The sequence below is a fragment of the Arthrobacter sp. GMC3 genome, assembly GCF_002929305.1.
Taxonomy (GTDB): Bacteria; Actinomycetota; Actinomycetes; order Actinomycetales; family Micrococcaceae; genus Specibacter.
Genome location: NZ_PJIO01000014.1, coordinates 65,212 through 91,256 on the forward strand (window position 1 = coordinate 65,212; position 26,045 = coordinate 91,256).

The 26,045-nt window shown below is 62.4% G+C and carries 22 protein-coding genes; 12 read left to right on the forward strand and 10 right to left on the reverse strand.

Annotated features, from left to right (window positions below; translation table 11 throughout):
- Positions 1-34: 34 nt before the first annotated feature.
- The 4 genes from sufC to CXQ94_RS18175 all read left to right on the forward strand — a co-directional run bounded on the left by sufC (position 35) and on the right by CXQ94_RS18175 (position 3,945).
- Positions 35-802 (forward strand): Fe-S cluster assembly ATPase SufC, encoded by a 768-nt coding sequence (gene sufC / locus CXQ94_RS18160; RefSeq protein WP_104092000.1) that lies wholly within the window; start codon positions 35-37, stop codon positions 800-802.
- A gap of 39 nt (positions 803-841) precedes the next feature.
- Complete coding sequence (locus CXQ94_RS18165) at positions 842-1,192, forward strand: metal-sulfur cluster assembly factor (RefSeq protein WP_104092001.1); 351 nt, start codon at positions 842-844, stop codon at positions 1,190-1,192.
- A 127-nt stretch (positions 1,193-1,319) separates the two neighbouring features.
- The gene (locus CXQ94_RS18170) at positions 1,320-2,786 is read left to right on the forward strand and encodes a class I adenylate-forming enzyme family protein (RefSeq protein WP_181034294.1); all 1,467 of its coding nucleotides are present in this window, start codon (positions 1,320-1,322) and stop codon (positions 2,784-2,786) included.
- A complete protein-coding gene (locus tag CXQ94_RS18175; protein ID WP_258067207.1) occupies positions 2,767-3,945 on the forward strand; it encodes a thiolase family protein in 1,179 nt (392 codons plus the stop codon). The genes CXQ94_RS18170 and CXQ94_RS18175 overlap by 20 nt, the downstream gene beginning before the upstream one ends.
- Before the next feature lie 51 nt (positions 3,946-3,996).
- On the opposite strand, the gene CXQ94_RS18180 is transcribed toward CXQ94_RS18175, so the two are convergent.
- From CXQ94_RS18180 to CXQ94_RS18195, 4 genes are all read right to left on the reverse strand, one after another.
- Positions 3,997-12,708 (reverse strand): isopeptide-forming domain-containing fimbrial protein, encoded by an 8,712-nt coding sequence (locus tag CXQ94_RS18180; protein WP_181034295.1) that lies wholly within the window; start codon positions 12,706-12,708, stop codon positions 3,997-3,999.
- 258 nt (positions 12,709-12,966) lie between these two features.
- Positions 12,967-13,617 carry an energy-coupling factor transporter transmembrane protein EcfT gene (locus CXQ94_RS18185; protein WP_104092004.1) on the reverse strand — a complete coding sequence of 217 codons (651 nt, stop codon included), beginning with the start codon at positions 13,615-13,617 and terminating at the stop codon, positions 12,967-12,969.
- Positions 13,617-14,285, reverse strand: a complete 669-nt coding sequence (locus tag CXQ94_RS18190) for an energy-coupling factor ABC transporter ATP-binding protein (protein ID WP_258067219.1) — start codon at positions 14,283-14,285, stop codon at positions 13,617-13,619. Before CXQ94_RS18190 ends, CXQ94_RS18185 begins: the two co-directional genes overlap by 1 nt.
- Positions 14,286-14,332: 47 nt before the next feature.
- The gene (locus CXQ94_RS18195) at positions 14,333-15,019 is read right to left on the reverse strand and encodes a biotin transporter BioY (protein ID WP_104092005.1); all 687 of its coding nucleotides are present in this window, start codon (positions 15,017-15,019) and stop codon (positions 14,333-14,335) included.
- A gap of 137 nt (positions 15,020-15,156) precedes the next feature.
- Here CXQ94_RS18195 and CXQ94_RS18200 point away from each other — a divergent pair, with 137 nt between their 5' ends.
- Entirely contained in the window at positions 15,157-16,755 is a 1,599-nt protein-coding gene (locus CXQ94_RS18200; protein ID WP_104092006.1) for an ABC-F family ATP-binding cassette domain-containing protein, read from the forward strand.
- Positions 16,756-16,791: 36 nt separating this feature from the next.
- On the opposite strand, the gene CXQ94_RS18205 is transcribed toward CXQ94_RS18200, so the two are convergent.
- From CXQ94_RS18205 to CXQ94_RS18225, 5 genes are all read right to left on the reverse strand, one after another.
- Complete coding sequence (locus tag CXQ94_RS18205) at positions 16,792-17,283, reverse strand: YbaK/EbsC family protein (protein WP_258067209.1); 492 nt, start codon at positions 17,281-17,283, stop codon at positions 16,792-16,794.
- A gap of 32 nt (positions 17,284-17,315) precedes the next feature.
- Positions 17,316-18,110 (reverse strand): NYN domain-containing protein, encoded by a 795-nt coding sequence (locus CXQ94_RS18210; protein ID WP_146070350.1) that lies wholly within the window; start codon positions 18,108-18,110, stop codon positions 17,316-17,318.
- A gap of 84 nt (positions 18,111-18,194) precedes the next feature.
- Positions 18,195-19,088 carry an SURF1 family protein gene (locus tag CXQ94_RS18215; protein ID WP_104092009.1) on the reverse strand — a complete coding sequence of 298 codons (894 nt, stop codon included), beginning with the start codon at positions 19,086-19,088 and terminating at the stop codon, positions 18,195-18,197.
- A 4-nt stretch (positions 19,089-19,092) separates the two neighbouring features.
- Positions 19,093-19,329: a hypothetical protein gene (locus CXQ94_RS18220; protein WP_181034300.1), complete on the reverse strand. Its 237-nt coding sequence runs from the start codon at positions 19,327-19,329 to the stop codon at positions 19,093-19,095.
- Between the two features lie 11 nt (positions 19,330-19,340).
- Positions 19,341-19,841, reverse strand: a complete 501-nt coding sequence (locus CXQ94_RS18225) for a DUF3099 domain-containing protein (protein ID WP_104092011.1) — start codon at positions 19,839-19,841, stop codon at positions 19,341-19,343.
- A 120-nt stretch (positions 19,842-19,961) separates the two neighbouring features.
- Here CXQ94_RS18225 and CXQ94_RS18230 point away from each other — a divergent pair, with 120 nt between their 5' ends.
- Together CXQ94_RS18230 and CXQ94_RS18235 are read left to right on the forward strand one after the other, a co-directional pair.
- A complete protein-coding gene (locus CXQ94_RS18230; protein WP_104092012.1) occupies positions 19,962-20,696 on the forward strand; it encodes a beta-ketoacyl-ACP reductase in 735 nt (244 codons plus the stop codon).
- Between the two features lie 111 nt (positions 20,697-20,807).
- Positions 20,808-21,548, forward strand: coding sequence for an SDR family oxidoreductase (locus CXQ94_RS18235; RefSeq protein ID WP_104092013.1), 741 nt, complete (start codon positions 20,808-20,810; stop codon positions 21,546-21,548).
- A gap of 186 nt (positions 21,549-21,734) precedes the next feature.
- Here CXQ94_RS18235 and serB read toward each other — a convergent pair whose 3' ends face one another.
- Complete coding sequence (gene serB, locus CXQ94_RS18240) at positions 21,735-22,640, reverse strand: phosphoserine phosphatase SerB (RefSeq protein ID WP_104092014.1); 906 nt, start codon at positions 22,638-22,640, stop codon at positions 21,735-21,737.
- 96 nt (positions 22,641-22,736) lie between these two features.
- Here serB and CXQ94_RS18245 point away from each other — a divergent pair, with 96 nt between their 5' ends.
- The 5 genes from CXQ94_RS18245 to CXQ94_RS18265 all read left to right on the forward strand — a co-directional run bounded on the left by CXQ94_RS18245 (position 22,737) and on the right by CXQ94_RS18265 (position 25,986).
- Positions 22,737-23,522 carry an ABC transporter ATP-binding protein gene (locus tag CXQ94_RS18245; RefSeq protein WP_104092015.1) on the forward strand — a complete coding sequence of 262 codons (786 nt, stop codon included), beginning with the start codon at positions 22,737-22,739 and terminating at the stop codon, positions 23,520-23,522.
- A 33-nt stretch (positions 23,523-23,555) separates the two neighbouring features.
- Positions 23,556-24,335, forward strand: coding sequence for a sulfite exporter TauE/SafE family protein (locus CXQ94_RS18250; protein WP_104092016.1), 780 nt, complete (start codon positions 23,556-23,558; stop codon positions 24,333-24,335).
- The gene (locus CXQ94_RS18255) at positions 24,332-25,129 is read left to right on the forward strand and encodes an RNA methyltransferase (RefSeq protein ID WP_104092017.1); all 798 of its coding nucleotides are present in this window, start codon (positions 24,332-24,334) and stop codon (positions 25,127-25,129) included. The genes CXQ94_RS18250 and CXQ94_RS18255 overlap by 4 nt, the downstream gene beginning before the upstream one ends.
- A gap of 44 nt (positions 25,130-25,173) precedes the next feature.
- Positions 25,174-25,635, forward strand: coding sequence for a peroxiredoxin (locus tag CXQ94_RS18260; protein WP_104092018.1), 462 nt, complete (start codon positions 25,174-25,176; stop codon positions 25,633-25,635).
- 96 nt (positions 25,636-25,731) lie between these two features.
- Positions 25,732-25,986 carry a type B 50S ribosomal protein L31 gene (locus CXQ94_RS18265; protein WP_104092019.1) on the forward strand — a complete coding sequence of 85 codons (255 nt, stop codon included), beginning with the start codon at positions 25,732-25,734 and terminating at the stop codon, positions 25,984-25,986.
- The last annotated feature ends 59 nt before the right edge of the window (positions 25,987-26,045 follow it).

Genomic DNA, 26,045 nt, shown 5'->3' on the forward strand with positions numbered 1-26,045 from the left:
CACGCACACACAAATTTTTAGGAGAAAATAGAGTATGTCTACTCTGGAAATCAAGGACCTGCACGTCAGCATCGTCACCGAGCAGGGCGTCAAGGCGATCCTCAAGGGTGTCAGCCTGACCATCAACACCGGTGAAACCCACGCCATCATGGGCCCCAACGGCTCCGGCAAGTCCACCCTGGCCTCCACGATCGCCGGCCACCCCCGCTACACCGTGGACAGCGGCTCCATCACCCTCGACGGCGAAGACGTCCTGGCCATGAGCGTTGACCAGCGCGCCCGCGCCGGCCTGTTCCTAGCTATGCAGTACCCCGTGGAAATCCCGGGCGTGACCATGACGAACTTCCTGCGCACCGCCAAGACGGCAATCGACGGCGAAGCCCCCAAGCTGCGCACCTGGACCAAGGACGTCAAGGCCGCTATGGCGCAGCTGCGCATCGAGCCGGAGTTCGCAGAGCGCAACGTCAACGAAGGCTTCTCAGGCGGCGAAAAGAAGCGCCACGAGATCCTTCAGCTGGAACTGCTCAACCCGAAGTTCGCCATCCTTGACGAGACCGACTCCGGCCTTGACGTTGACGCACTGAAGGTTGTCTCCGAGGGTGTCAACCGCACCATCGCCGCCGGTGGCCTGGGCACCATGCTCATCACCCACTACACGCGCATCCTGCGCTACATCAAGCCTGACTTCGTGCACGTGTTTGTCGATGGCAACATCGCCGAGCAGGGCGGCCCGGAACTGGCCGACCGTCTGGAAGCCGAAGGCTACGACCGCTACTTGGACGAAGAAACGGCAACGGCCTAGTCCACAGCCCTTTTCAAGACGAAAAGTGAAGAAGGAATCATGACTGACATCAGTGAATCAAGCCCCGTTGCGGCGGGTGCGCAGACTGACCTCGAAGACATCGAGGAAGCGCTGCGGGACGTCATTGACCCCGAACTGGGCGTCAACGTGGTCGACCTTGGCCTGCTCTACGGCTTGCGCTACGCCGAGGATGGCGCCTTGCTCCTTGACATGACCCTGACCACGGCGGCCTGCCCGCTGCAGGACGTCATCGAGGAACAGGTCGAGAACTCCCTCGGGCCCATTGTGGACGAGTGGCGGATCAACTGGGTCTGGATGCCGCCGTGGGGTCCGGAGAAGATCACTGACGACGGTCGTGACCAGATGCGGGCCCTGGGCTTCAACATCTAGCCACCAGCTAAGTCAGCACCAATTGATGCCTGTCCGTAAGCCCGCAAGGGTTTCCGGGCAGGCATTTCTTTTCGCTTGGGCGGCTCTGCGTCGCGGGGACCTCGCTGAAACGTTTACGATGAAAGCCATGCCGTTCATCAACCAACTCCAGCACTGGGCCACAGCCCGCCCAGACCGCGCCGCCGTGGTGGTGGGAGAGCAATCGCTCACTTTTGCGCAATTGCGCGAACGCTCCGCGGCATTGGCCTCTGGGAACTGCACAGTGACGATCATCGACGCGCCCGCCGGCCCGGATTTGGCCGTTGAATTTTGCGCCGCGATTGGGGGTCACGGAATCGCCGCGGTCCTGGATGCCACTTGGCCAGCCGAGTTGCGGGCGTCCATCGCTGATCAGGCGCAAGCATGGGCCGCTGCCCTGCCCCCGTCCAACGGCTCCGGCGTTGCTGACGGTCCGCCGGAGTCCACGTTTCTCCTGGGGTTTTCTTCTGGTACCAGCGGGCTACCCAAGGCGTTCACCCGCTCACGCGAATCCTGGCGGGAATCGTTGGAGCAGAGTGTGGCCTATTTTGGGGTTACCGAGGAAACTGTCACCCTGGCTCCGGGACCCATGGCGGCCAGCATGAACCTCTACGCCTTGGCCGAGGCCATCCACTCCGGCACCACGTTCGTCAGCTTGCCTTCCTTTAGCCCGGACGCCGGACTTGCCTCGATCAAGCGCGACGCCGTTACCCGGTTGGTGCTGGTCCCCTCGGTACTGGGGATGCTGGCTGGGCGGGGCCTGGACACAGGTCAGGGCCCCGGCGCCCTGACCTCCATTGTCTGTGCCGGATCCGCGCTTCCGGAGGCCATTCTGGAACAGGCCCGCCGTTGGGCTCCCAACACGCGGATTGACCACTACTATGGCGCCTCAGAACTGGGGTTTGTGGCCGCAACCCGCAATGCGGATTCCCAACGCAGGGTGTCTGCGGGTGCGGGCGATTCCGCTGCCGGGGCGCTCTGGGAGGCGCCCTCCGCCGGCCGGGCCTTCCCCGGGGCCGAGCTTGCCGTCATGGATCGTGCTGGCGTTGTGCTCCGCCCCGGCGAGACGGGCAGCATCTACGTCAGAAGCTCCTATGTCTGCGACGGCTACGCCTGGGGCGATGACGGCCACGCCTTCGCTGCCGCACCGCTGTCCAGTCAGTGGTTCACGGTTCACGACCAGGGGTACCTTGACGCTGCGGGCCTGCTTCATCTGGTGGGGCGGGCCCAGGACATGGTCATCACCAGCGGCAACAATGTATACCCGCAGCAGGTGGAACAGGCGTTGGAGGGCGGTGGCACAGGGGACAGTGCGGAGGGAGTCGTTGTGGTCACGGGCATCCCGGACGCGCTCCGCGGGCAGCGTCTGGTGGCCGGGCTTGTGGAAGGATCCGTGCCCCTGGACGATTTCCTTCGTACCTGCCGGCAACGGGCCACGGCCCTGCCAGCCCACCAGCGGCCCACCCAGTACTTTGCACTCCTTGCGTTGCCGCTGAGTGCTGGCGGCAAGATCAGCCGGTCCCTTTTGCGTGAGTGGATCGCGGAGGAGGGCACTCGTGCGCAACGAATCCACTGATCCCTTGGGCCGCACCGCGGACACCATTCCCGTCATCATCGCCGCCAAGAGGCTGCCCACGGCCAAAGCTCGAGGGGCCTACCGGGGAATAGGTGCCCACGAGCTGGCCGCGCCGGTCCTGCGGTCTGTCCTGGCCGACGTCGGGCTCCCCGCTGATACCGTCGATGACGTGATCCTCGGCAATGCCACAGGCGGAGGCGGCAACGTGGCAAGGCTGGCAGCGCTCACGGCTGGAATCCCGGCGCAGGTGCCTGGCCTGACCGTGGACAGGCAGTGCGGCTCGGGGCTTGAGGCCGTTGTCTTGGCGTGTCGCCTCATCCAGGCCGGGGCGGGGCAGACCTACCTTGCCGGGGGAGTGGAGAGCATCAGCACTGCGCCCGCCCGCGCCCACCGAGGCGACGACGGCTCCCTGGAATTCTTTGACAGGGCGCAGTTCGCACCGCTGGCGACAGGGGACCCCGACGCCGGTGTTGCCGCCGAGAACGTCGCCACCTTGTACTCCATCAGCCGGGAACGCCAGGACGCCTACGCCCTTCAAAGCCACCACAGGGCATCGGCGGCCGCACTGGCAGGCCGATTCGTCCAGGAACTGGTGCCCTTGGGCGGCCTGAGCGAGGATGCCGGTCTGCACCGGAAACTGACGCCCGCACTACTGGCCCGCTTCCCGGCGGCCTTCCACAGCGCAGGAACCGTCACTGCCGGGAACTCTTGCCAGGACAGCGACGGCGCCGCAGCGGTGCTGGTTACCTCGCTGGCGCGAGCCCGTGATTTTGCGCCGGATGGCCTGGTTTTTCACGACAGCGCCACCGTTGGCAACGACCCCAATGTCATGGGTGTGGGCGCCGCCCACTCCTCACGCAAACTGCTGGCCCGCACGGGGCTTGGTAACCCGAACGACGCGCTGGTGGAGTTCAATGAGGCCTTCGCTGCGCAGGTCCTAGCGGTGGCCGACCTCCTAGGTCTTGATCCTGACTGTTTCAACCGCGACGGCGGGGCGCTTGCTCTGGGGCACCCTTACGGTGCGTCGGGGGCTGTCTCGGTGGTCCGGTTATTGTCCCAGGCCCGCCTCCGGGCCGAGCCCGGCCTGCCCGCCCTGGCGATGATCAGCATGGCCGGGGGCATGGGAATCTCGGCTCAATTTAGTTGGGAGAAGTTCTAAAGAAGCCCCGGTCCAGGTGGACCGGGGCTTCTTTAGAACTGCCGCTGCACGCTACTGCTGCAGCTGGCGTCGTCGTCGTCGTCCGTTCAACGCCAGCACCAGACCTAGGAGCATCAGCCCGGCTCCACCGAACATCAGCGGGAAGACCGTAGCACCCGTGCTCGCCAGGCCCCCGCTTACCGTGGCCGTAAAGGTTGCCGTGGATTTAGCATCGTCCGGTGTCGGGGCAGTGGTGCCCGTGTTGCTAGATCCCGCCATGCCACCTGAAACCTGGGCAACATTTGTCACCGTGGTGCCCGGGGCAGCCGTGACCTTGGTGGTGACGGTGACCTGAATCTGGCCACCGGCGGCAACAATTCCAGTGTGGAGGCAGGATATGGTGCCAGCAGAGTTGGTGCACACGCTGCCATCCCCTGTGGCCGAGATGAATTCCAGCCCGGCTGGCAGGACGTCGGTGATGGTGGTCGCCGTCGACGTGGGGTTGGGACCGTTATTGGTTGCCGTGATGATGTAGCGGGCCGTGAAGTTGGAGTAGTCCTCCAACGTCTTGCTCAGTGACCAGGCCACCAAGGGATTGACCGCGGCGGTGTCGGTTGAGGTAGCCGGCGTTGAACCGGGACCGGTGGCCGTCGCCGTGTTGGCGACACTGGGGAAGGCTGCGGGGAGAACCTTGACGGTCAAGGTGATCGGAGCGGCATCCCCGATGGCCAGTTCCCCGGCGCGGTCGCAGGAGACCGTTTGGCCCGTAGTCGTACAGCTCCAGCCCTCACCTGCAGCCTTGACGAACTGCAACGACGCCGGAAGCACGTCGGTGACAGTTGTGGGGCCGGGGGACGGTGTGGGGCCATTGTTCGTCACAGACAGCGTGTAGCTAGCGTCCGAACCGACTTGGAACTCCCCGGTGTGGGATTTCACGATGGACAGCTGTGCGGAGGGGTCCACGGTGAGGATATCGCTGGCATCCTTGGAGCCGGGAAGTTCCGGATCAAGTGAGGACACGGTGGCCACGTTCGTGGTCGACGGGTAGGCCTGTGCCAGGACGGTGGCCGTCACCGTAATGGCGGGAGCCTCTGCGTTGGGTGCCAAGGGCTCCGACAGGTCACAGTCCACCGCATTCTCCACGATTTCGCATACCCAGCCTTCACCGGTTGCCGAGACAGCCGTCAAGCCCTGGGGCATGGGGTCCCTGACATGGACCTTCGTGGCCGTTGTCAGGCTGTTGTTGCGGACGCTGAGCGTGAACGCCGTGTCCTTACCAACCGTGCCGTTGCCCGTGTGGGACTTGGTGATGGCAAAGTCCTGCACGCGATCAACCGTCACAGGTGCAGTCGCCGTATTGTTCGTGGTCAGTGGATCCGGCGTGGGGCTAGCCACCACTGCCGAGTTACTCACTGTGCCCTTCGTGGCTGCGGGGTCCACCTTGACAGTGATTTCCAGTGGTGTGGCGGAGGCCCCCGCAAGCAGGGCGTCGTAGCTGCAGGTGACCGTCTGGCGCCCGGTGGCCGGATCCGCCGGTGCGATCCCTGCCACACAGTTCCAGCCATCACCCTTGAAGGAGGTGAAGGTTTGGAAATTCGGTAGCTCATCAGTGACGGCTACAGCCTTGGCGGCGTCGCTGGGGCCGTTGTTGTTCACTTGCATTGTCCAGGTGAAGCTATCACCGGCCACCACGCTCTGCGCCGAACCGGTCTTGGTGATGGCCAGATCCGCCCGGCCCACCACGGGAACCTCCGCTGTAACCGGTCCCTGCGGCCCGGTGGACGGTGATGAGGTGGAGATGGTGGCGGAGTTGATGATGGTGGCCGTGCCATCCGGTGCCGGCAATGGCGTGCTTGGGTCCACCTTGGTCACCAGCGTGATGGGAGGTGCGACTCCTCCGTCAGCGGCGGCGAGCACATCACGGTGGCACGAAACGATTTGCAGGGCAGCCAAACACGTCCAGCCGTCTCCGCTGGCGGAAACAAGATCCAGATACGTAGGCAGCGTGTCGCTGACACGCACATCGCGTGCATCGCTGGGGCCGTTGTTGGTGGCCTGGAGCGTGAATGTGGCGTTGCTGCCAGCTGCCACAGGTGCGGGGGTATCCAGTGTCTTACGCAGGTCAATCGAGGACTGAACGGTCACGTTGGTGGGGTCGGTGGCGGTGTTGTTGGCAATGTTGGGATCGCTAACCCCTGTGCCACCCGTGACATTGGCGGAGTTGGTGAGGGTGGACGGTCCAACGTTCGCTGCCACCAGGGCCGTGATGGTCAAGGCAGGGGCATCGGCTCCGGCCAGAACATTTCCGGCGAGAGTACACGTGACGCTCTGCCCCTCTGCAGCGCAGACCCAGCCGGTTCCCGTGGCACCGGTGTAGCTCATGCCAGTGGGGAGCGTGTCCGTCACCGTTGTGGGGGCGGCGGAGTTGGAGGGACCGGCGTTGTGCACTGCAAGGTTGTAGCTCACAGGGGAGCCCGCGGTGACGGTGCCGGTGTGGGTTTTGCTGATGGAGAGATCGGCGACGCCGGTCACCGTACCCGGAGCGGTGGAGGTGTTCGGGGTGGGACCGTTGTCGGTGGTTGTGGAGGTCACGGTGGCCGTGTTCGACACGGGTGCACCGAGGTTCTGGGATACCTTGACCTTCAGGACCAGCGTGCTGACGGTGACGGGTGTGGTTGCCGGGAAAGAGCCGGTGTTGGCCACATAGTCGCAGCTTACGATTTGGCCGACGGCGGTGCAGCTCCAATCAGTTCCGGTGAAGGAGACATAACTGAGTGCAGCGTCCAGGGTGTCGACCACTTTGACGGTGCGGGCATTCGACGGACCGTGGTTGACCACCTTGATGGAGTAGCTAGCGTTGGCACCGGCCACTAGGGGGCTGTCAAGGACCTTGGAGATGCCCAAATCAGCAATCGTTGTAGGCACGGTGGTGACCGTGTCGGTGTTCGGGTGCGTCGCATCGACTGGTTCAGGAGTAACAGGAGTGACCGTTGCGGTGTTGATCACCGCTGCGGTTTGTGAGGACGGAATCACCACAACCACCGTGATCTGGGGCGCGACAGCTCCCGGGGCCAGGTCCTTGGCGTAGGTGCACGTCACGGAACCGTCCACAGGATTGGCACAGCTCCAATCGGTGCCTGCCGCCGAAACGAAGGTGGTCCCGGCTGGCAGTGTGTCCTTGACGGAGAATCCTGCCCTGGACACCGACGGGCCGTGGTTGGTCACGGCAATTGCATAGGTGGCGTTCTGTCCGGCCACCAAGGACCCGATTAGGGTCTTCTGCACACCAAGGTCGGCTCGTGCTGCCACCGTGGTTGTGGCAGTGGCCGTGTTATTTCCACTGTTGGGGTCATAGCTGTGGGCCGTGACCGACGCCGTGTTTGCGTAGGCGGTCGCGTCGGCGACGTCGGCGGCTACGGAGTAGCTAACAGTGATGTCGGGGAATACGGCGCCCTTGGCCAGTGTGTTTGCCGGAATGCTCCGCACACACGTCACCGGTGAGGTGGTGCAGGCCCAGCCGGGGCCTGTGGCACCAGTGATGGCGATGCCCGCGGGCAGTGGGCTGGCGTCGGTGACGGTAAAGGGGCCCGTAGCAGTGTCCGGCCCGTTGTTTGACACTGTCAGAACCCAGCTGCCGCCGCTTCCGGCGATGGGTGCCACGCCTACCTTTTTGGCAATAGCGACGTCGGCGGAGGCGATGTTTGCCTTCGCGTTGACCGTGGGACCGGAGTAGGAGGTGTCCTTGAATCCGGTGGCGCCCGTGGCATCCTCACCCTGCGGCGTGGCCGTGTTGGTGTGGTTGACACTCATACCCACGCCGGGTGTTGTGGTGACCGCGCCGCCGGGTGTAGCGGTGTAGTTGATAACCAGGGATGTACCGGCGGGCAGGCTGCCCAGTTCCGTCCATTTGAGGGTCTGCACGCCACCGGCGGTGGTCACTGCCGGTTCCACCGCGGTGGCGACGCCGCCGTTGACCGAGACCCGGGCACTGCCCGCCACATAGTTCCAGTTGACAGGCAAGACATCAGTGGCACCTACCTTGTAGGCCTTTGCTGCCGCGGCGTCATTGGTCACTGTGACTTTCCAAGGGAACGGCTCGCCCAGGTAGGCGAGGTTGCCGTTGGGTGTTGCCTTGGCTGCTGTCAGCTTCGGGAACAGTGGGGTTACAGTCGCCGTCGCGGTGGGTCCGGTGTAGTGCCGGCCGTCTGTGGGCAGCGAATCGTAGCCGGTAACGGTTGCGCTGTTCGTCAACGGGTCCGCGGTGAGGCTGCCCGAGGGGGCCAGCTTCGCGGAGTACGTGAATCCAGTTGCGCCGCCGAGGATGTCTCCCGCGGCCACGGGTCCCTTCACGGTCCAGGTGATGGTGCCACCACCGCCGGTTACTGGGTTCCGAAGGGCAATGGTGCCGCCTCCGGAGATCGTGGACGCATCAACGATGACGTTGGCAGGAACCACGTCCTTGACCTCCACATTGTAGGCGGCGGAGGCTGTCGGCGCGTTGGTGGCTGTCACGGTGTAGGTGAATACATCGCCGGGTTGTGGTTTAGTCTGGCTGACTTTCTTGGCGATGCCAACGTTTGGTTCCACGATCCTCAAGTCGGCAATGGCCTCAGCACCCTTTTGCTCAAAGCTTGCTCCCGAGTCGCCGGGGGCAGCTTTGGCCGTCACATCCCAGGCCGGGAGTGCACCGTTCTTGAGGATTGCACCAGCCTTGGCAACGGCGACGTCGGCTACCTTGGCCGTGTACTTGAGCGCTATTGTTCGTACTTGGCTATTGGAAAGCAAGTCGCCCAGAAGGAAAGCAATCTTCGGATCGCTTTCAGGAACAGGAAGTTGCGTTGTGGCGCCGAGCGCACAGCTGCTTGCATCGGGGTTGGTGCAGCTCACGGAGCCGGCCACCAGCCTCACGCTTGAAAGATCAAGGCCCGCGGGGATGGTGTCCACAATGGTGGCGTTGTAGAAGTTGACGTTGGCGGGCAGCTTGGTGGTGACGGTGTAAGTGACCGTTTGACCAATGGTGGCTACACCGGGCTCGACCGTCTTTACAGAGGTGGCGCCGGCAACCTTCACGCTACTGTTGGCGGTGTCTGCATAGTCGCGGCCCAGAGCATTCCCAGGATCAGAGGGCGTATCGCGCGCACCGGCGAGGCTGTTGCCGGCAATCGTGGCGTAGTTCGTGTAGACCATCTGGCCTGCGGCTGCTGAATCCACAGTGGCCGTGTACTGCAGTGTTACCTTTTGTCCGCCTTCTAGATTGCCCACGTTCCAGGAGAGTTGCTTGGTGTTAGCAGGGCAGTTGGGGTTGTTGCCGGGATCCGTTCCGGACACGGGGGCGGTGGCACCGTTGCTGGGGCCAACGAAGGCCCCAAAGGTCAGGCCTGCCGGTATGCAGTCAACCACCCAGGCGTCATGCAAGGTGGGCTTTCCGGAGGCGTTCGACGCCGTGAGGGTATAAGTCACGGTGGTGCCAGCAGTGACTCCCTCCGGTGCAGCGGACTTGTCGTTGCTCTTGAGCAAGTCGACGACAGGTTCCACCACATGGGTGGTGGCGCTGGCGGAAACATCCGTGGGCTTGAATCCGGTGCGCGGGTCGGCCTCAGAGCTGAGCGTGGCGGTGTTGATGATGGCTGCACCGTTCACCACGGCGGCGTTGCTTTTGTCCGCGTGTGCCGTGATGGTCATGCGGATAATCTGCGGCGTGGTACCGGTGTTGTCGTAGACGTCACCCAGGGTCACCTGCGAAGTGGTGCCGGGTGTGAACTCCATGGCAGCGGGCAGGGCGCCGAAACTGGGCGAGGGGACCGAGCCGTCCGCGGCGAAGTCGGCCGTAGCGCTATCGAAAATAAAACCGTTGGGCACGGTGTCCTTGAAGGCGCCCTTGAAGAGCGTGGCACCGGCCGGCAGCACTGCCGTCACGGTGTACGTGACCGATTCTCCGGGAACCACCTGAGTGGAAGGGGACGGTGCCGCCTCAGCACCAGTGTTGCCAGCATCCTTGATCGCGGAGACCACGCCCTTGGCCACAGAGGGTGTCGGGAGGTACACATCAGAGTCGTCGGTGACCGGGTTGGGGTCCTGATCCTCGGGCTTGACGGTGGTATCAATGTTGTTGCCGGGATAGTTCGGCGTTGCCGGTCCGTCCCAGTTGGTGCTTGCCTCGTAGGATCTTACGGCGGCGGTGTTGCGAAGAACCTCGCTGACCCCGGTGCCCGCCGGAATCTTCACTGTGTAGCCGTAGCTGTGAAGCTGGCCCGCCGCTATGTGAACAGCATCGCTCGTCCAGCGGATGGCAGACTTGGTGTCGCTGCCCGCGAAGCTGGGCTGATTCATGTCCCCAGGGTTGGTGCACACCCCGCCGTCGCTGATGTTCGAAATGTCTGCACAGCGCAGCGGCAGTGGCAGCACGTCCCAGACGTCGACGTTGGAGACCTCCCGCGGCACAGTGCCCGTGGTATCTGGGTCCTTGGGGCCGGAGGTGTTGCTGACATTCACTTGGAACCGTACGGCGTCGCCTTCCCTGACGGCTACATGGTCGCCACCGCCCGGGTTGGTGGTTCCGTTTACGGAGGCCACTCCCTTAGTGATGGCAACGGGGGCCGGGTCCACCTTGAAGCCGGCGTGGGCTCGCAGCGACCGTGCGGCCCCGGTGCTGTTGGTTACCCGGAGCTTGGCCAGATTGTCTGCCTTATCGGGTGCTGGACCTGCTGCCGGGCCCTTGACGATGGCACTGAACACCACCTGGAAGATGGCGCCCGTCTCCATGGTTCGGGTGCCATCGCTTTGCTCGGAGCCCAAGGTCCACGACAGTCCGCCGTCGACGATGGATGGTTCAATCTTTTTCGAGGAGCCAAGGCCGGCACCGACAACATTGTTGGTGTAGCCAGCCTGGGCCGACCCGACTTCGTAGGCAAGGTTCTCCGGCAGGAAGTCTGTGAGGACCGCATTTCTTGTTTCAAGTTCCTTGGAGAAGGCAATTGTCAGGCGGAAACACACCCTGTCGCCCTTGACAAAGGAAAGCTCGTCTTGCAGCGGCGTCGTGGAAGCGACATAGTTTTCCTGCACGGAGCAATCCATAGGCGTGACCCGCTTGGCGATCTCCTTGGTGAGGCTTTCCTGCGAGGTGGTCAGGGTGGCCGACGTGGGATCCGTGATGTTCTTCGGGCCCTCATCCACCGTGTTGGTGGGAGTTGGGTTTGAGGTAGACGTTTGCACGGCGGTGTTGGTGAAGCTGTCACCGGACGACGTCGGCGTGCCAGCCAGAGAGCCGTCGGTGTAGTTGGCCCGCAGGCGCACGTGGTAGGTGATCTCGAACTTGCCGTTGGCGTCAAGTTTCGGCACTGTCTGGAACACCACGGTGAAGGTACCGTCGGCATTCTGCTTCACTGACTCGTAGGCCGTCGTTGGGAGCGCGCCGTTGTCGGGTGCACAGTCCGGGGCGTTGTCCGTTGCGTAGTTCTTCGCCCCCAGGGGGCAGATGCCGTTGGGAATCGTGTCTGTTATGGTGATGGCGGAATTGTCCGTGTACTCACCGGATTCCAGGCTGAGCGTGAAGGACGCCTCCGTCCCCGCTAGAAATTGTGTGGTGCTACTGCGCTTAAGCAAGCGCAGGTCAAGGATCTTTACGGTGTGATCGGCTGTGGCCACAATGGCGGGGCTAGTTCCGTCGGCAACAGGACCGGTGTAGGTACCGAACGCCGCTACATAGTTTGTCGCAGCCATGCCTTGACCATCTTGGCGGGTCAGGGGGCCGGTGTTGTTGTCCAGGTTGGAGCCCTGGAGCCCACTGCTAGGAGCGGGCGGGGTAGTGAACATAGCGTTCTCGCGCAGCGGTACACCCGCCGCGTACTTGATCTCGACACTTTGACCCGGAGCTAGGGTGCCGAGGTTCCAGACCACTTCCGTGTAAACACCCTTCGGGTACCCAGCAGGGTCCTGCACGGTGGTCACCGATGCCGGCACAATGCAGTCGGGTGTCTGAAGTCCAGGTGTGGAAGTGAGCAGTCCCGAACCGGGGTACTCTTCCCTACTGCCAACATTGGTGCCAGCGCTGGTGGTGTTATCCACGGCTCCACAGCCCAGGAACTCCAGGTTGGCTGGCAAGTAGTCCTTGACCACCACACCGTTCGTGGGCTTTGAGCCGTTGTTGGTGACGGGCAGCGTGTAGACGGTGGGGTGCTTGTGGAGTCCGCGCAGGAGCTCGGCCTCCGGGCTGGGCTCGGACTTGCCGACGGTCAGCGCGGAAATCGCGGTGCTCGTGGTGTTGCTGGCGGCTTGTGAGGTGAACCCCGTGGTTGGTTTGCCTGCGGCATCGAACTTTGGCACCTGTCGCGGGGCCGTGCTGGCAAATGCTTGGGCGGAATTCTCCACGTTTGCCCCCACCGGGTGCGCGTCGACGTCCGGGGTGGCTTTGAAGGACAGGGAGTTTGAGTCGCCTACTTGCAGGTCAAAGACGTCACGCCACACCAGCGTGGTCTGCCCGGGGGTGGGCTGGTCGGTGAACACGGTTGGTTCGCCAGCCGATGTGGGAGTGGTGCTCCCGGGGACATACTTCACGCCTGCGGGGAGCACATCCCGGAAAGAGACGTTGTATTCGGGTTTGGCAGCCGGCCCTGAGGGATTGGATGCACCCAGCGTGTAGTCCAGGGGGCTGCCCACCAGAACACTAGCCGGTGCGCTCTTGGTGGCGGTGATGCCCGGAGTATCCGCACTGGCGGCCGACACCGGAACCAGAAGCCCGGTGGTGACGATGGAAAAAGTTGATAGAAGCGCGAGTAATTTGCGCACAATGGTCCCTTTGAACATGGCCTGTAGCCCCCAGTGGTACACGCAAGGACAATTTTGTCGTCCAGGCATCATCCAAAAGACTAGGAGAGTTGTTCGGTTATGGGAAATCGTGTCGAATTATTGCTATGGGCACTCCGTTTTTGCGCATCTCTTTTTACATTCGAGCCAAGCATTTGCTATAATTCCGGCGGATTTGGCGGAGTCAGGACATGACGCTTGTGTGCCTAGCCAAAGGGATAGGCATCCGGCGTGGTTTGACTAGTTCTCGTCCATCTCGGGGTCGCCAAGCCCGCGGGCGGCCAATGCTTCGCCAGTGGCGCGAGCGTACCCCACGGTGGCTATGACCACTGGGAGAGTGCGGGCCAGGAGGTTGCGCTCCAAACCTCGTGCGTAGGCCGCGTCGCGAACATCGCTGAAGGCACCGATGACAAAGGGAATGCTACGAAGCATCAGAGCCACCGTGAGGGAAAACCGCTCCGGGTCCGCACCGAACCGCGCCAGCGGCGCCACCATGGATGCCAAGCCGTCCAAGAGCTCATCCACCGGCGTAGTTGCCGTCAGGATGTTCGATGCCAGCACGGTGGCAACTATGGCAGCCACTACCTGCCATGCCACCAATGCCCCGAAACTCCACCACTGGTACGCGCCAATGAGGACCAGGAAGATGACCATCATCCGTACTGCCCGCCACAAGCGGCGCCACGGTAGGCCAGCCACCCTGTGAGAGACCACCACTAGCAGCAACATCACGGTGGTGATGAGCGCCGCGGCGCCTTCGGAAAACGCTGGCGAGGCAAGTGCCACAATGGCCACCACCAACAACAGCACCGCTTTACGCCACAAAGGCATTTTGTGAAAAGGCGAGGTACCGGGAACAAAGCCGGCCACCAGGTGAGCATGGCCGCGCATCAGCCCACCAGGGCCTGGTACCTGGCCACAGCCTCGGCGGGCGGGCCGTCGTAGGCTATGCCGCCGTCGTCGATCACCAGCACACGTTCAAAGGTGGCGGCCAGGGACAAATCATGGGTGGTCATGATGATTTGCTGGGGCAGCGTGGAGAGGCGCTCACGCAGTCTCTTGGTATTGCGCAGATCGAGCAGCGTGGAGGGTTCATCCAGCACCAGAATGGACGGTTCCACGGCCAGCACGGCAGCCAAGGCCACCAGCTGGCGTTCCCCGCCGGACAACTCATATACGCTGCTGTCGCCCAGATGGCCCAGCCCGTAGCTGGCAAGAATGTCCGCCGCCCGTTCCCGCCGTTCCTGCTTGGAAAGTTTTAGCCGGCGCAGCGAAAGCTCAACGTCTTCGGCCGGGGTAGGCATGACCAGCTGGGATAGGGGGTCGGTGAAGACAAACCCCACGCTCCGGCGCACCGCCGCACCGTGGGTCCGGGTGTCCTGGCCGTTGACCCGAATCGTCCCGGTGGAAGGCAGCACTAGGCCGTTCAACAGACGCAAGAGTGTGGACTTCCCCGACCCGTTGGCGCCGATCACGGCAATACGCTGCTCGGCAAGTGTCAGCGTCAGCGGTCGCAAAATGACCTTGTCGGGGCCAGCTGCGGAATCGGCCGGGGCGATGCTGACACCGGCCGATTCCAGGACTATGCAGTTACTTGGAGCGGTGTTCACCTGCGGCGTCGCACCAGCAGGTCGGGGAAGGCGCGATGCAGACTCAGGGCGATCGCCACGGCGATCACGTTTTTGAGGATGTCTCCGGGCAGGTAGATCACATCAGCGGTGATCGCTGCACCGAGGCTCATGCCCTTGAGTATGAATCCGGCAATGCCGAAGGCGTGGATCACCACCATGCCGGTAAGTGCCGCGCCGAAGAGGGCTGCGGCCTTGAAGCGGCGACGCAGCGCCCAGCGTGCCAGCAGGCCCACCACGGCAACGCCGAAGATAAAACCGATGATGTAACCGGCCGACGGGCTGGCCAGAACGGCCGGCCCCGCACGGAAGCCGCTGAAGATGGGAAGACCCACCAGCCCCAGCAGGATGTAAAGGCATACGGCCGCCGTTCCGCGGCCAAAGCCCAGCACCAGCCCGCACAAGCTCACCACCAGGGTCTGCAAGGTGATGGCAACACCTAGGGGACCGACGTTCACCCCCGGTACGGCTATGGAGGCGGCAAGAAGCGCGGCGAAAACCGCAATCAGTGACAGATCCCCAGCACTCCACCGGGGGCGGCTCCGCTTCTTCTTCAGCGCAGGTGTTTCCTGCGCCAAGGGGGTCTGGCCTTGGGCCGTGTCCGGTGCCAGTTTGAGCTGCTCAGGCCGCGACCCGGGTTGCGCCGAGGGTGATGTTTGATTCATTCTCGCTACTTTCAAGTGCTAGGGATTTTTGTTGTGCGCGAACCTCGTTAGACTGAATAGGTTGTTCAACGTGATGGCACCTTCTAAGGATGCGGACGTTTCGCGGCACTTACCCACTTATGTGAAAGGTTACTACGTTGATTACGGTCCAAGACCTTGAGTTACGCGCCGGGGCGCGATTGCTCATGGACGAAGTGTCATTTCGGATCGACAAGGGTGACAAGATCGGCCTGGTGGGTCGTAACGGTGCCGGCAAGACGACGCTGACCCGTGTCCTGGCTGGCGAAGGCCTGCCCGCAGGTGGCAAGGTCACCAGCAGCGGTGAGATCGGATACCTGCCCCAGGATCCCCGCACCCCTGACATGGAACAGCTGGCACGCGACAGGATTCTGGCCGCCCGCGACCTGGACAAGGTCATCACCAAGCTGCGGGCCGCCGAAGTGGACATGGCCAGCGATGACAACGCCATTCGCGATAAGGCCATGCGCCGCTACGACCGCTTGGAAAACGAGTTCCTGGCCGGCGGTGGCTACGCGGCTGAGGCCGAGGCTGCCGCGATCTCCTCCAACCTGGCCCTGCCGGAGCGGATTCTGAACCAGCCGCTAAAAACCCTTTCCGGTGGCCAGCGACGCCGTGTGGAATTGGCCAGGATTTTGTTCTCCGGCGCCCAGACCATGCTCCTGGATGAGCCCACCAACCACTTGGATGCCGATTCCATCGCCTGGTTGCGCGAATTCCTCAAGAACCACCAGGGCGGGTTGATCGTGATCAGCCACGACACCGAACTCCTTGAAGCCACCGTGAACAAGGTGTTCCACCTTGACGCCAACCGCGCCACTATTGACCAGTACAACCTGGGCTGGAAAAAATACCTGGCCCAGCGTGAAACTGATGAGCGGGCCCGACGCCGGGAACGCGCCAACGCGGAAAAGAAGGCTGGCGTCCTGATGGACCAGGCCAACAAGATGCGCGCCAAGGCCACCAAGGCTGTTGCTGCGCAGAACATGGCCAAGCGGGCTGAGCGTCTGCTGGCCGGGCTGGAAGACGTTCGCGCGCAGGACAAGGTTGCCGCTTTGCGCTTCCCGGATCCCTCACCGTGTGGCAAGACCCCGCTGATGGCCGAAGGTTTGAGCAAGTCCTACGGCTCGCTGGAAATCTTCACCGATGTCAGTTTGGCCATTGACCGCGGCTCCAAGGTGGTCATCCTGGGCCTCAACGGTGCAGGCAAGACGACCTTGCTTCGCATGCTTGCCGGTGTGGCAAAGCCTGACACGGGTGAGATCATCCACGGTCACGGACTCAAGGTGGGCTACTACGCCCAGGAACACGACACTTTGGACGTCACCCGCACGGTCCTGGAGAACATGCGTTCCTCCGCCGGTGACATGAATGACGCCGAGGTCCGCGGGATCCTGGGCTCGTTCCTGTTCTCCGGTGACGACGTCAACAAGCCCGCTGGTGTCCTCTCCGGTGGTGAAAAGACGCGTCTGGCGTTGGCTACCATCGTGGCTTCATCGGCCAATGTGCTTTTGCTGGATGAGCCCACTAACAACCTTGACCCTGCCAGCCGTGCGGAGATCCTGGGTGCCCTGAAGAATTACAGCGGCGCCGTTGTCATGGTCAGTCACGATGAGGGCGCCGTGGAAGCCTTGGATCCCGAGCGCGTAGTTCTGCTGCCCGACGGCGACGAGGACCTGTGGAATCCTGACTACCTGGATCTCATCACCCTGGCGTAGCGTGCCAAACCCGCCTTTGAACTGCCGTGCGCTGATCTAGCGCACGGCAGTTTCTGTTGCACCAGTGGCGTCCAATAGTTCCTGGTAGCTGAGTGAGAGCATGGCCTGGTGGCTGCCGGCACCTGCCCAGAGCACCGGGTACTGTTTGAGATCGGTGTCCAAAAATGTCCTGATGTGTACCTTGTGCCCCAAGGGGGCCACGCCGCCAACGGGCTGTCCGGTGTACGCCAGCACGAACTCCGGCGTTGCCCGGCTGATCTTGGGCAGACCGTGCTCCCGGGCAACCAGTTTGGCGTCGACCTTTGCGGCTCCGCTGGCCAGAATCAGCAGGGGTTCACCGCCACACTCAAAGATCAGGCTGTTGGCAATGGCCCCCACGTCGCAGCCAAGGACAGCCGCCGCAGTGGCTGCCGTGGCCACCGAATCGTCAACCACCACCACGGTGTCGCTCAGGCCCGCGGCAAGCAGAGCCTGGCGCACGTTTTCGACCACCGGGTTACCGGTTTCTTCTTCAAGGTCAATGTTCACGCAGACCATTCTATGCCGCAAATCACAGCGGGCTACTTGCTGCCGGCGGGAACCAGCGTCTTCTTGGGGGTGTTTGGCCGGTGCATGCGCAAGTTGCACGCCTCCTCAACAAAGGAACCAAAGCTTTTGTAGCCGAACGTCGAATAGCTGGTGGTTGGCCACCGTTTCTTCAAGAGGGAACCAAGATGACTGCCGACGACGGCGCCTCCCACCAGGGCGTTCGGGTACTTCTGGGTGTAGGCGACCGCAGCCCTGACATATTCCGCTTTCGACGGCGTTCGCGCGCAGGCGACGATCTTCTGGCTGACGTCCGGCACGGGCTTGGGAGGGGGTGGCGTTGCGACCACCGGTGCCTGTGTGCTGACTATTCCCGCGTTCTCCCTGACCACACTGGCGCCCAGAACCACCTTGCCGAGCAACTGCAGCCGGCGCACGAGAGGTACGAAGTCACCATCGCCGCTGATGATGGCGAAAACGTCGATCCAGGGGGCATCGGCGGCCACCGCCAAGGCGTCAACCACCAGTTGGATGTCCGCGGCGTTTTTCGGCCGGGAGCCCCCTGAACTGGACGGCGTGCTGCAGGTCCACACCTGCACGGGCTCAATTCCGGCTGCCGCCATTTGTTTGCGGTAGGTGGACATCTCCGGATGGGTCCAGTTGGCGTAGGCGCGGATGGTGGCTGCTCCGCGTGAAAGACCCAGCAGATTGGCCTTTGCCTGGACCGTCTTCACAATCGCTGACAGCGGTACCCCGGTAATGCTGCGCCCATAGCCGCCGAATAGATTCTCGAGATCGATGAACACGGCCATATTGCGATGCCGAACCACTTCCACCACTTTGTTACCCCCCAATATCAGATGTGAATCATCTCATAATGGCTGGTAAGTCACCGTGGATCAAACCGGTGCGCCCTAGTAGCCCTGTGAGTCCAGCAGGGCATCTTCTTCCTCTTCGGCCGTGGGTTTGGCGCCAGGCTTGCGAATCTTCTTGATCCGGCGCGGGTGAAACGCCGATCCGCGCCCGTAGATCTCCTCAACGGGAACACCGGATTCTGCGGCTTCCATCTCGTCGTATTCATCACTGCGGCGCTGCATGCGGGCCGCGTAACCGAAGCCGACGAACGCCAGCACGCCAAAGCAGATCCACTGCATGGCGTAGCTGAGGTGTGAGCCTTCATCGATCGACGGCGCCGGGAAGGAGATGGGGTTGGTGGCCGCAGCGGGGGACTCGCTGGCCAGCTGCGCATAAGCGCCGGTCTTGATGGGGTAGCTGAGCTGGGCCGCATAATCGTTGAGTTCAATGGAGGCCAACTGGCCGTCAGGGGCGCCCCGGTCAAGCTTTGGCTCGGCGGGCTTGAGCCGGCCCACCACGTTGACGATCCCGGGTTCGGGCTGCGGGACGACGTCGGGGTGCCCGGCCTCCTTGTTGCCAATGGGCAGCCAGCCGCGGTCGACAATGACGGTGTCACCGTTTTCCAATTTCAACGGGACAAGTACTTCATAGCCGGGGGTGCCGTTGAGTGGCCGGTTGCGCACCACGCGCTCGTCCGCCGTTACATAGGTGCCCTTGAGAGTGACCTGTGTCCATTCTTTGGCGGGGTCAAGGTGGTCAAAATTCGCTGACACACTGTTGTAATCAACGGGAGTTCCGGAGTAGTTTGCGGTGATCTTGGCAATATTGGCCACCACGTCGTTGCGCCGGCTCATCTGCCAGTTCCCCAGTGCCACGCAGGCGATGGCAAAGATCAGGGCCATGGCGAAGTAACCGGCCCACTTGCTGGAGAAAAGGAACTTGTAAGTCTTCATAGGTTTAGGCAGATTCCTCGGGGGTCAACGGCAAAGTTTCCTTCCATAAGGAACGGCTTTGCAAATAGTCTTCAAGCCAGGAGGCGTGGTCGTCGCAGGCCAGCCAAATCTTGCGTCGTTCTGGCGTATGAATCTTGGGATTGTTCCACAGGAGCTGGGTAGTTGCTGCGGCCCGGCAGCCCTTGCGTGAGCATGTGTGCTCGACGGGAGCCTGCTGTGGCCCCTGGGCGGGGTCAAGCATGTCAAAGATGTTCAAGGCTGATAATCCCCACTCTTGTTTTGTCCCTGCGGCGGCACTGGATCATCCTCGCCATCGTCGGGGCCACCCGCCAAGGGGGCGTCGTCCTCGATCACGAATTCACCGGTGAGAATCACACTGGAGACATCGGCGTCGTCGTCCATAACCGGCGATGCCTCGGGGAGCTCATAGAGAGGTGCCTGATCAAGCAAATCCGTGGTGGTGATGTGGTTGGTGTCCGCGCCGGCGTTGGCAATGACGACGGCTACCCACGGCAACAAGACAGCGCCCGCGATGGGGATGAGCTTGAACCAGCCATCAAAAACAAAGATCAGAACCAGGCAGACCATCCTGATGCCCATGGTGGTGGCGTACTTGACCATGCGCGAGTGCATTTCATCGCTGTGTGCCTCTGCGGCATTGGTGACCGACTGGACCTGCGGTACGGCGGCAACGCGGCGGTAGGGTTTCCGCCGGCCGGCACCGGTGGGCGGCGTAGCTGTATGGTCTGTCATCACACTCCAAGGGACATATTTATTCTCTCACTTTGGGTAGACACAACCAAAAGGGCAAGTGTGTACGGGGCCGCCTTTCACCGTAGGATTCAAAGCGAGTACCAACATATGGAGGATTACATGAGCGCACCCGTAAGCGCACCCGCCCAGGGCCGCAGCGTCCTGGTCACCGGAGGAAACCGCGGTATTGGCCTCGCCATTGCCAAGGCGTTCCTCGCCAATGGCGACAAAGTGGCCGTCACGTTCCGGAGCCCGTCCGAACTGCCTGAGGGCATTCTTGGTGTGAAGGCCGACGTCACGGACGCCGCCTCAATTGACGCCGCTTTCACCGAAATTGAAGCCGCCCATGGCCCCGTAGAAGTGCTCGTAGCCAACGCCGGCATCACCAAGGACACCTTGTTGCTGCGCATGAGCGAGGATGATTTCACCTCCGTCATTGACACGAACCTCACCGGAGCCTTCCGCGTCATTAAGCGCGCCTCCAAAGGCATGATCCGTCTGCGCAAGGGCCGTGTGGTGCTGATCTCCTCCGTGGTGGGTCTGTACGGCTCGCCCGGGCAGATCAACTACGCAGCGTCCAAGGCCGGCCTGGTGGGCATTGCCCGGTCCCTGACACGCGAACTGGGCTCACGTGGCATCACCGCGAACGTGGTGGCGCCAGGCTTCATCAGCACCGATATGACCGCGGAATTGCCCGAAGAAACCCAGAAGCAGTACCTGGACAGTATTCCCGCCCGCCGCTTTGCCTCCGCTGAGGAAGTAGCCAATGTGGTTCGCTGGGTCGCAAGCGATGAAGCAGCCTACATCTCCGGCGCTGTCATACCCGTCGACGGCGGACTGGGGATGGGGCACTAACCCCTCCTTTTGCCGTAGCGGGTGACCCCGTTACACTGCGAAGAACTTAAGAAAATGGTGGGCGGCGCGAGCCGGCCGGCCGCACGCGCGTATTTGAAGTAAGGATTGTTTATGGGAAAGCTTGACGGAAAGACGGCAATTGTCACAGGATCATCCAGGGGTGTTGGCGCGGACGTAGCCAAGTTCCTGGCAGCCGAAGGTGCCGCCGTGGTGGTCAATTACCGCCAGAAGGCGCCGCGCGCCAACAAGGTCGTAGCACAGATTGAGGAAGCCGGCGGCCGTGCCGTGGCAGTTGGAGCAGACCTGACCACCAAGGAAGGCGTCCATGCCCTGGTCAGCGCTGCCATGGAGAACTTTGGCTCCCTTGACCTGTTGGTCCTCAACGCCTCGGGCGGCATGGAAAGCGGTATGGCCGAAGACTATGCCCTGCAGCTGAACCGCAATGCCCAGGTGAACCTGCTCAATGCCGCAATGCCTCTAATGAAGCCGGGATCGCGTGTGGTGTTTGTCACCAGCCACCAGGCCCACTTCATTGAAACCGTACCCACCATGGATGAATATGTGCCCGTGGCACGGAGCAAGCGTGCCGGTGAGGACGCCCTGCGCGCCCTCATCCCGAACCTTGCCGCCGAGGAGATCTCCTTGGTGGTAGTTTCCGGCGACATGATCGAGGGCACCGTTACGGCAACTCTTCTTGACCGTGCCAATCCCGGCGCTATCGAGGCCCGCCGTGCCGAGGCTGGACGCCTTTACACCGTGGCTGAATTCGCTGCGGAAATTGCCAAGATGGCAACAGCCGACGTCGAATCCGGCCACACCGAATACGTTGGCGGAGCCGACTACTTCAAATAAGCCTGAATCCCGCTAAACGGGACGGCGGCGGATCTGGTGTTTCCGTAGCTCGCGTTGAGGAGACTGTCTGGCCGCCCGCGGCCGTCAGTCTGGGCCCACGAGCGCGAGGGACCCGCTGCGAGCTCGCGAGCAGTGGGAGCGCACGGGGAATAGCTACCGAGGGAATGCCGGATCCGCCCCCGTGATTTAACGGGTGGGGATGCCGGCCAGGGCCAGCGCCACGTCAAGGTTCGGCAAGTTGATTTGGGCATCGGCCGCAACCCGCACGGCCGGCTTGGCGTTGAACGCCACACCCAGTGCCGCAGCGGCCATCATGGCAAGGTCGTTGGCGCCGTCGCCGATTGCCATCGTGGCACTTAGATCGATGCCCGACTCGGCGCTCCACTTGCGCAGCACCCGGGCCTTGGTTGCCCGGTCCACAACGTCCCCGGATACCTTGCCGCTCAAGTGGCCGTCGATGATTTCCAAGTCATTGGCCAAGGCAAAGTCGAGGCCGAGCCTGGCGGCCAGGGGCGCGAGGATTTGGGAGAAACCACCGGATACGGCCGCCACTGTGTGCCCCGCGGCCTTGGCCTGGGAGACGAGGCGTTCGGCGCCCACGGAGAGTCGAATTTTGGCTCCAACGTCCGCCAGAACGGATTCGGGGAGCCCGGCAAGCGTCGCAACGCGGTGATGCAGGCTCTGTGCGAAGTCCAGCTCACCGCGCATGGCAGCCTCGGTCACCTGGGCAACTTCATCCTCCTTGCCGGCATGGGCAGCCAAAAGCTCGATGACCTCCTGCTGAATCAAGGTTGAGTCCACATCCATGATGATGAATTTGCGGGCGGCCTGGTGGAGGGAGTCTGGCACGACGGCGGTATCGACGTTCTCAACGGGAGTGTCGGCGAGGGCCGCGCGAAGGCTGGCGACGGCGTCGTCCGTGTCTTCGCTTGCCAATTCAAGGCTGAAAGTGACGGCGTCAAAGCCCGGATGGTGGGCGCTGGACTCTGCAAGGATCCTGGCGCCGTGGCCGGTCAGCAGGGCTCGAATCTGGGTCAGGGATTCCTGGGGCAGCGTTTGGCCATAGCTGACGGCAGTACATGTGGAGGGCATGGATAGATTCTAACGAAACTGCGGCAGCACAAATGCCCTTGATGTAACAGTCCACAGTTCGCGCGCACTACCCCGTGTGCCCTAGGCTCAATAGTTATGAGTGAAGTTCTGGGTTTGGCAGGTGTCAGCGTGGTCCGCGGCACCAAAACATTGTTGGAAAACGTCGACTGGCGGGTCGCCGAGGGCGAACGTTGGGTGATTCTTGGCCCCAACGGCGCAGGCAAGAGCACCCTGCTGCAAATTGCCGGGGCGCGCATGCACCCCACCCGCGGCGTGGCAGGCATCCTTGATGAGGTGTTGGGAGCCGTCGACGTCTTTGAGCTGCGTCCCCGCATCGGCTTGGCTTCGGCCAGCTTGGCAAATCAGATACCTGGGCACGAAAAGGTCCTCAATGTGGTGGTGACGGCTTCCTACGGCGTGACCGGTCGCTGGCGTGAGGCGTACGAGCGCGACGACGAACGCCGCGCGTTCGCCCTCCTGGAGGACTGGGGCATGTCAACGTTCATGAACCGTCCCTTTGCCTCCCTCAGTGAGGGTGAGCGCAAGCGGGTCCAGATTGCCCGCGCACTGATGAGTGATCCCGAACTGCTGCTCCTTGACGAGCCCGGCGCTGGATTGGACCTGGCCGGGCGTGAGGACTTGGTTCGTCGCCTGAGCGAACTTGCAGCCGATCCTTTCGCCCCGAGTACGGTCCTTGTCACCCACCATATTGAGGAAGTCCCGCCGGGCTTCACCCACGCGCTTTTGCTTCGTGATGGCGCCGTGGTGGCCCAGGGCCCCATTGCCGAAGTGCTGACCGAGGAACACCTCAGTGCAACTTTTGGCTTGCCTTTGCAGGTTACGAACAACGCGGGCCGCTACGCTGCGACCGCGCGCCACTAAGCGCGGGCACCCTTTGACGCGGCGCATCGTCAGGTGAGTTTTCTCGATTCACTCTTGATCGCTTTTGGTGGACTGTGGGCCGGAACCATCAACGCCGTCGTTGGTTCCGGCACTCTCGTCACCTTTCCGATCCTTATTGCTTTGGGGATTGCCCCCGTCATGGCGGTGGTCAGCAATGCCATGGGTTTGATCGCCGGGGGAGTCTCGGGGGTCTGGGGGTACCGCCGCGAGCTGCGGGGCATGCGTGAGAACCTGATTCGGCTCATGCCGGCATCCATTCTCGGTGGCATCCTGGGCGCCTACTTGCTGCTGCACCTGCCGGAAACGGTGTTCAAGGTGGTGGCCCCGGTCTTGATCGTGGTGGCGCTGGTCCTGGTCATTTTGCAGCCAAAGTTGCAGCGGAGCATTGCCCAAAGGCGCTCATCGGGGGCGCTCACCTCACGCAACGACGCGCTCATGGTGGGGCTCGTCTTCCTCGCCGGCGTCTACGGCGGGTACTTCGTAGCGGCCCAGGGTGTGCTGCTCGTTGCCATACTGGGCATCTTCATGTCCGGAAACCTGCAGAACGCCAACGCCGTGAAGAACGTCTTGTCCCTTTCGGTTAACGTTGTGGCCGGCATTTCCTATTTGATCTTCGCCCCGGACAAAATCATCTGGGCCGTGGTCGGTTTGATCGCCGTCAGTTCACTAGTGGGCGGGCTGCTCGGGGCAAAAATTGGCCGCCGGCTCCCGCCACTGGCCCTGCGCACCGTCATTGTCCTCTTAGGCCTCGTGGCCTTGTTCTTCATGATTCAGAAACTGGTTGCCGCATGATCATCCACCTCACCGATCCCAACGATCCACGCGTCAACGACTACACCCAGTTGACAGACGTCCAGCTGCGCAAGGTCAGGGAACCGGCCGAAGGCATGTACATTGCCGAAAGTTCCCGTGTCATGCGTCGGGCTCTGAGCGCCGGGCACAAGCCACGCTCATTCTTCATGGCCGAAAAATGGCTCCCAGATTTCGCCGATGTGTTCGCCGCCTACCCCGACGTTCCCGTATTCGTGGGCCCAAGGGAGGTCCTGGAGGAGATCACCGGCTTCCATCTGCACCGTGGAGCCCTGGCTGCCATGCACCGGCCCGAACCCCTTGACATTGCCACCATGCTTGCCGGTGCCCGTCGTGTTGCCGTTCTCGAGGACATTGTCGATCACACCAATGTTGGCGCCATCTTCCGATCGGCAGCAGCCCTCGGTGTCGATGCGGTGTTGGTCAGCCCGCGATGCGGAGACCCCCTTTACCGCCGAAGCATTCGCGTCAGCATGGGAACGGTGTTCCAGGTTCCGTGGGCTAAGCTCCCGGAATGGCCCGAGGGTATGTCCCTGCTGGAGGACGCCGGATTTACGACGGCGGCACTCGCCTTTGAGCCCGATTCGCTCACCATCACCGAACTCGCCGAGCGCAAAGACGAGAAGTTGGCGCTCATCCTGGGAACAGAAGGGGAGGGGCTGGGGGATGCGACGCTAGCCCGCGCCGATTTCTCCGTGATGATCCCGATGTTTGCGGGTGTGGACTCGCTGAATGTGGCCGCGGCCAGTGCTGTGGCGTTCTTTGCCACCCAATAGTGGTGTGACCGTCTTTTCTGCGCCTGGGCGAGTAGGCTGAAGCCATGAAAATTGGTGACGTTGTTGCGGACTTTGAATTACTGGACCAACATGAAAAACCTCACAAGCTCTCCGATCTGGCCGCCCAAGGGCCGCTTGTCATCTTCTTCTACCCGCTGGCCAGCAGCGGGGGATGCACCAAGGAAGCCTGCCATTTCCGGGACCTGGAGAAGGAATTTGCCGCCGCTGGTGCCTCAGTGGTGGGGATCAGCACCGACTCGCCCGCCAAACAGCTCACCTTCGCCACTGAAAACCATTTCAGCTACCCGCTGTTGAGTGATCGCCAAGGTGAGGTGGCAGACCTCTTTGGCGTCCGGCGTCGCCTGTTGGCCAAGACGTTGCCCACCAAACGGGCCACCTTCATTGTGGATCCAAGCTTGAAAGTTCGTTTCCAGGTTTCCAGTGAAACTAACATGGACGTCCACGCCAACGAGGCCCTGGCGGCATTGCAGAATGCGGCTTGGTGAAACGCCTGCCAGCCGGTATTATTCATAGCTGGCCTAAGTGGCCATAACATTCATCAGTCTGGCAAAAACCAGGCGATCAAATTTTGAGGTAATAAAGTGAAGCAGAACACGCACCCCAAGTACGAAGCCATCGTTTTCAACGACCTGGCCTCCGGCACCAAGTTCCTGACACGCTCCACCGCGACGTCCACGAAGACCATCGAATGGGAAGATGGCAACACCTACCCCGTCATCGACGTTGAAATCTCCTCGGAGTCGCACCCGTTCTACACGGGCAAGCAGCGCATCATGGACAGCGCCGGCCGCGTGGAGCGCTTCAACGCCCGCTTCCAGGGCTTCGGCAAGAAGTAATACTTCTTCCCTTTGTTTCACCCCAGCAGGCCCGTTCCCTCGTGGAGCGGGCCTGCTGT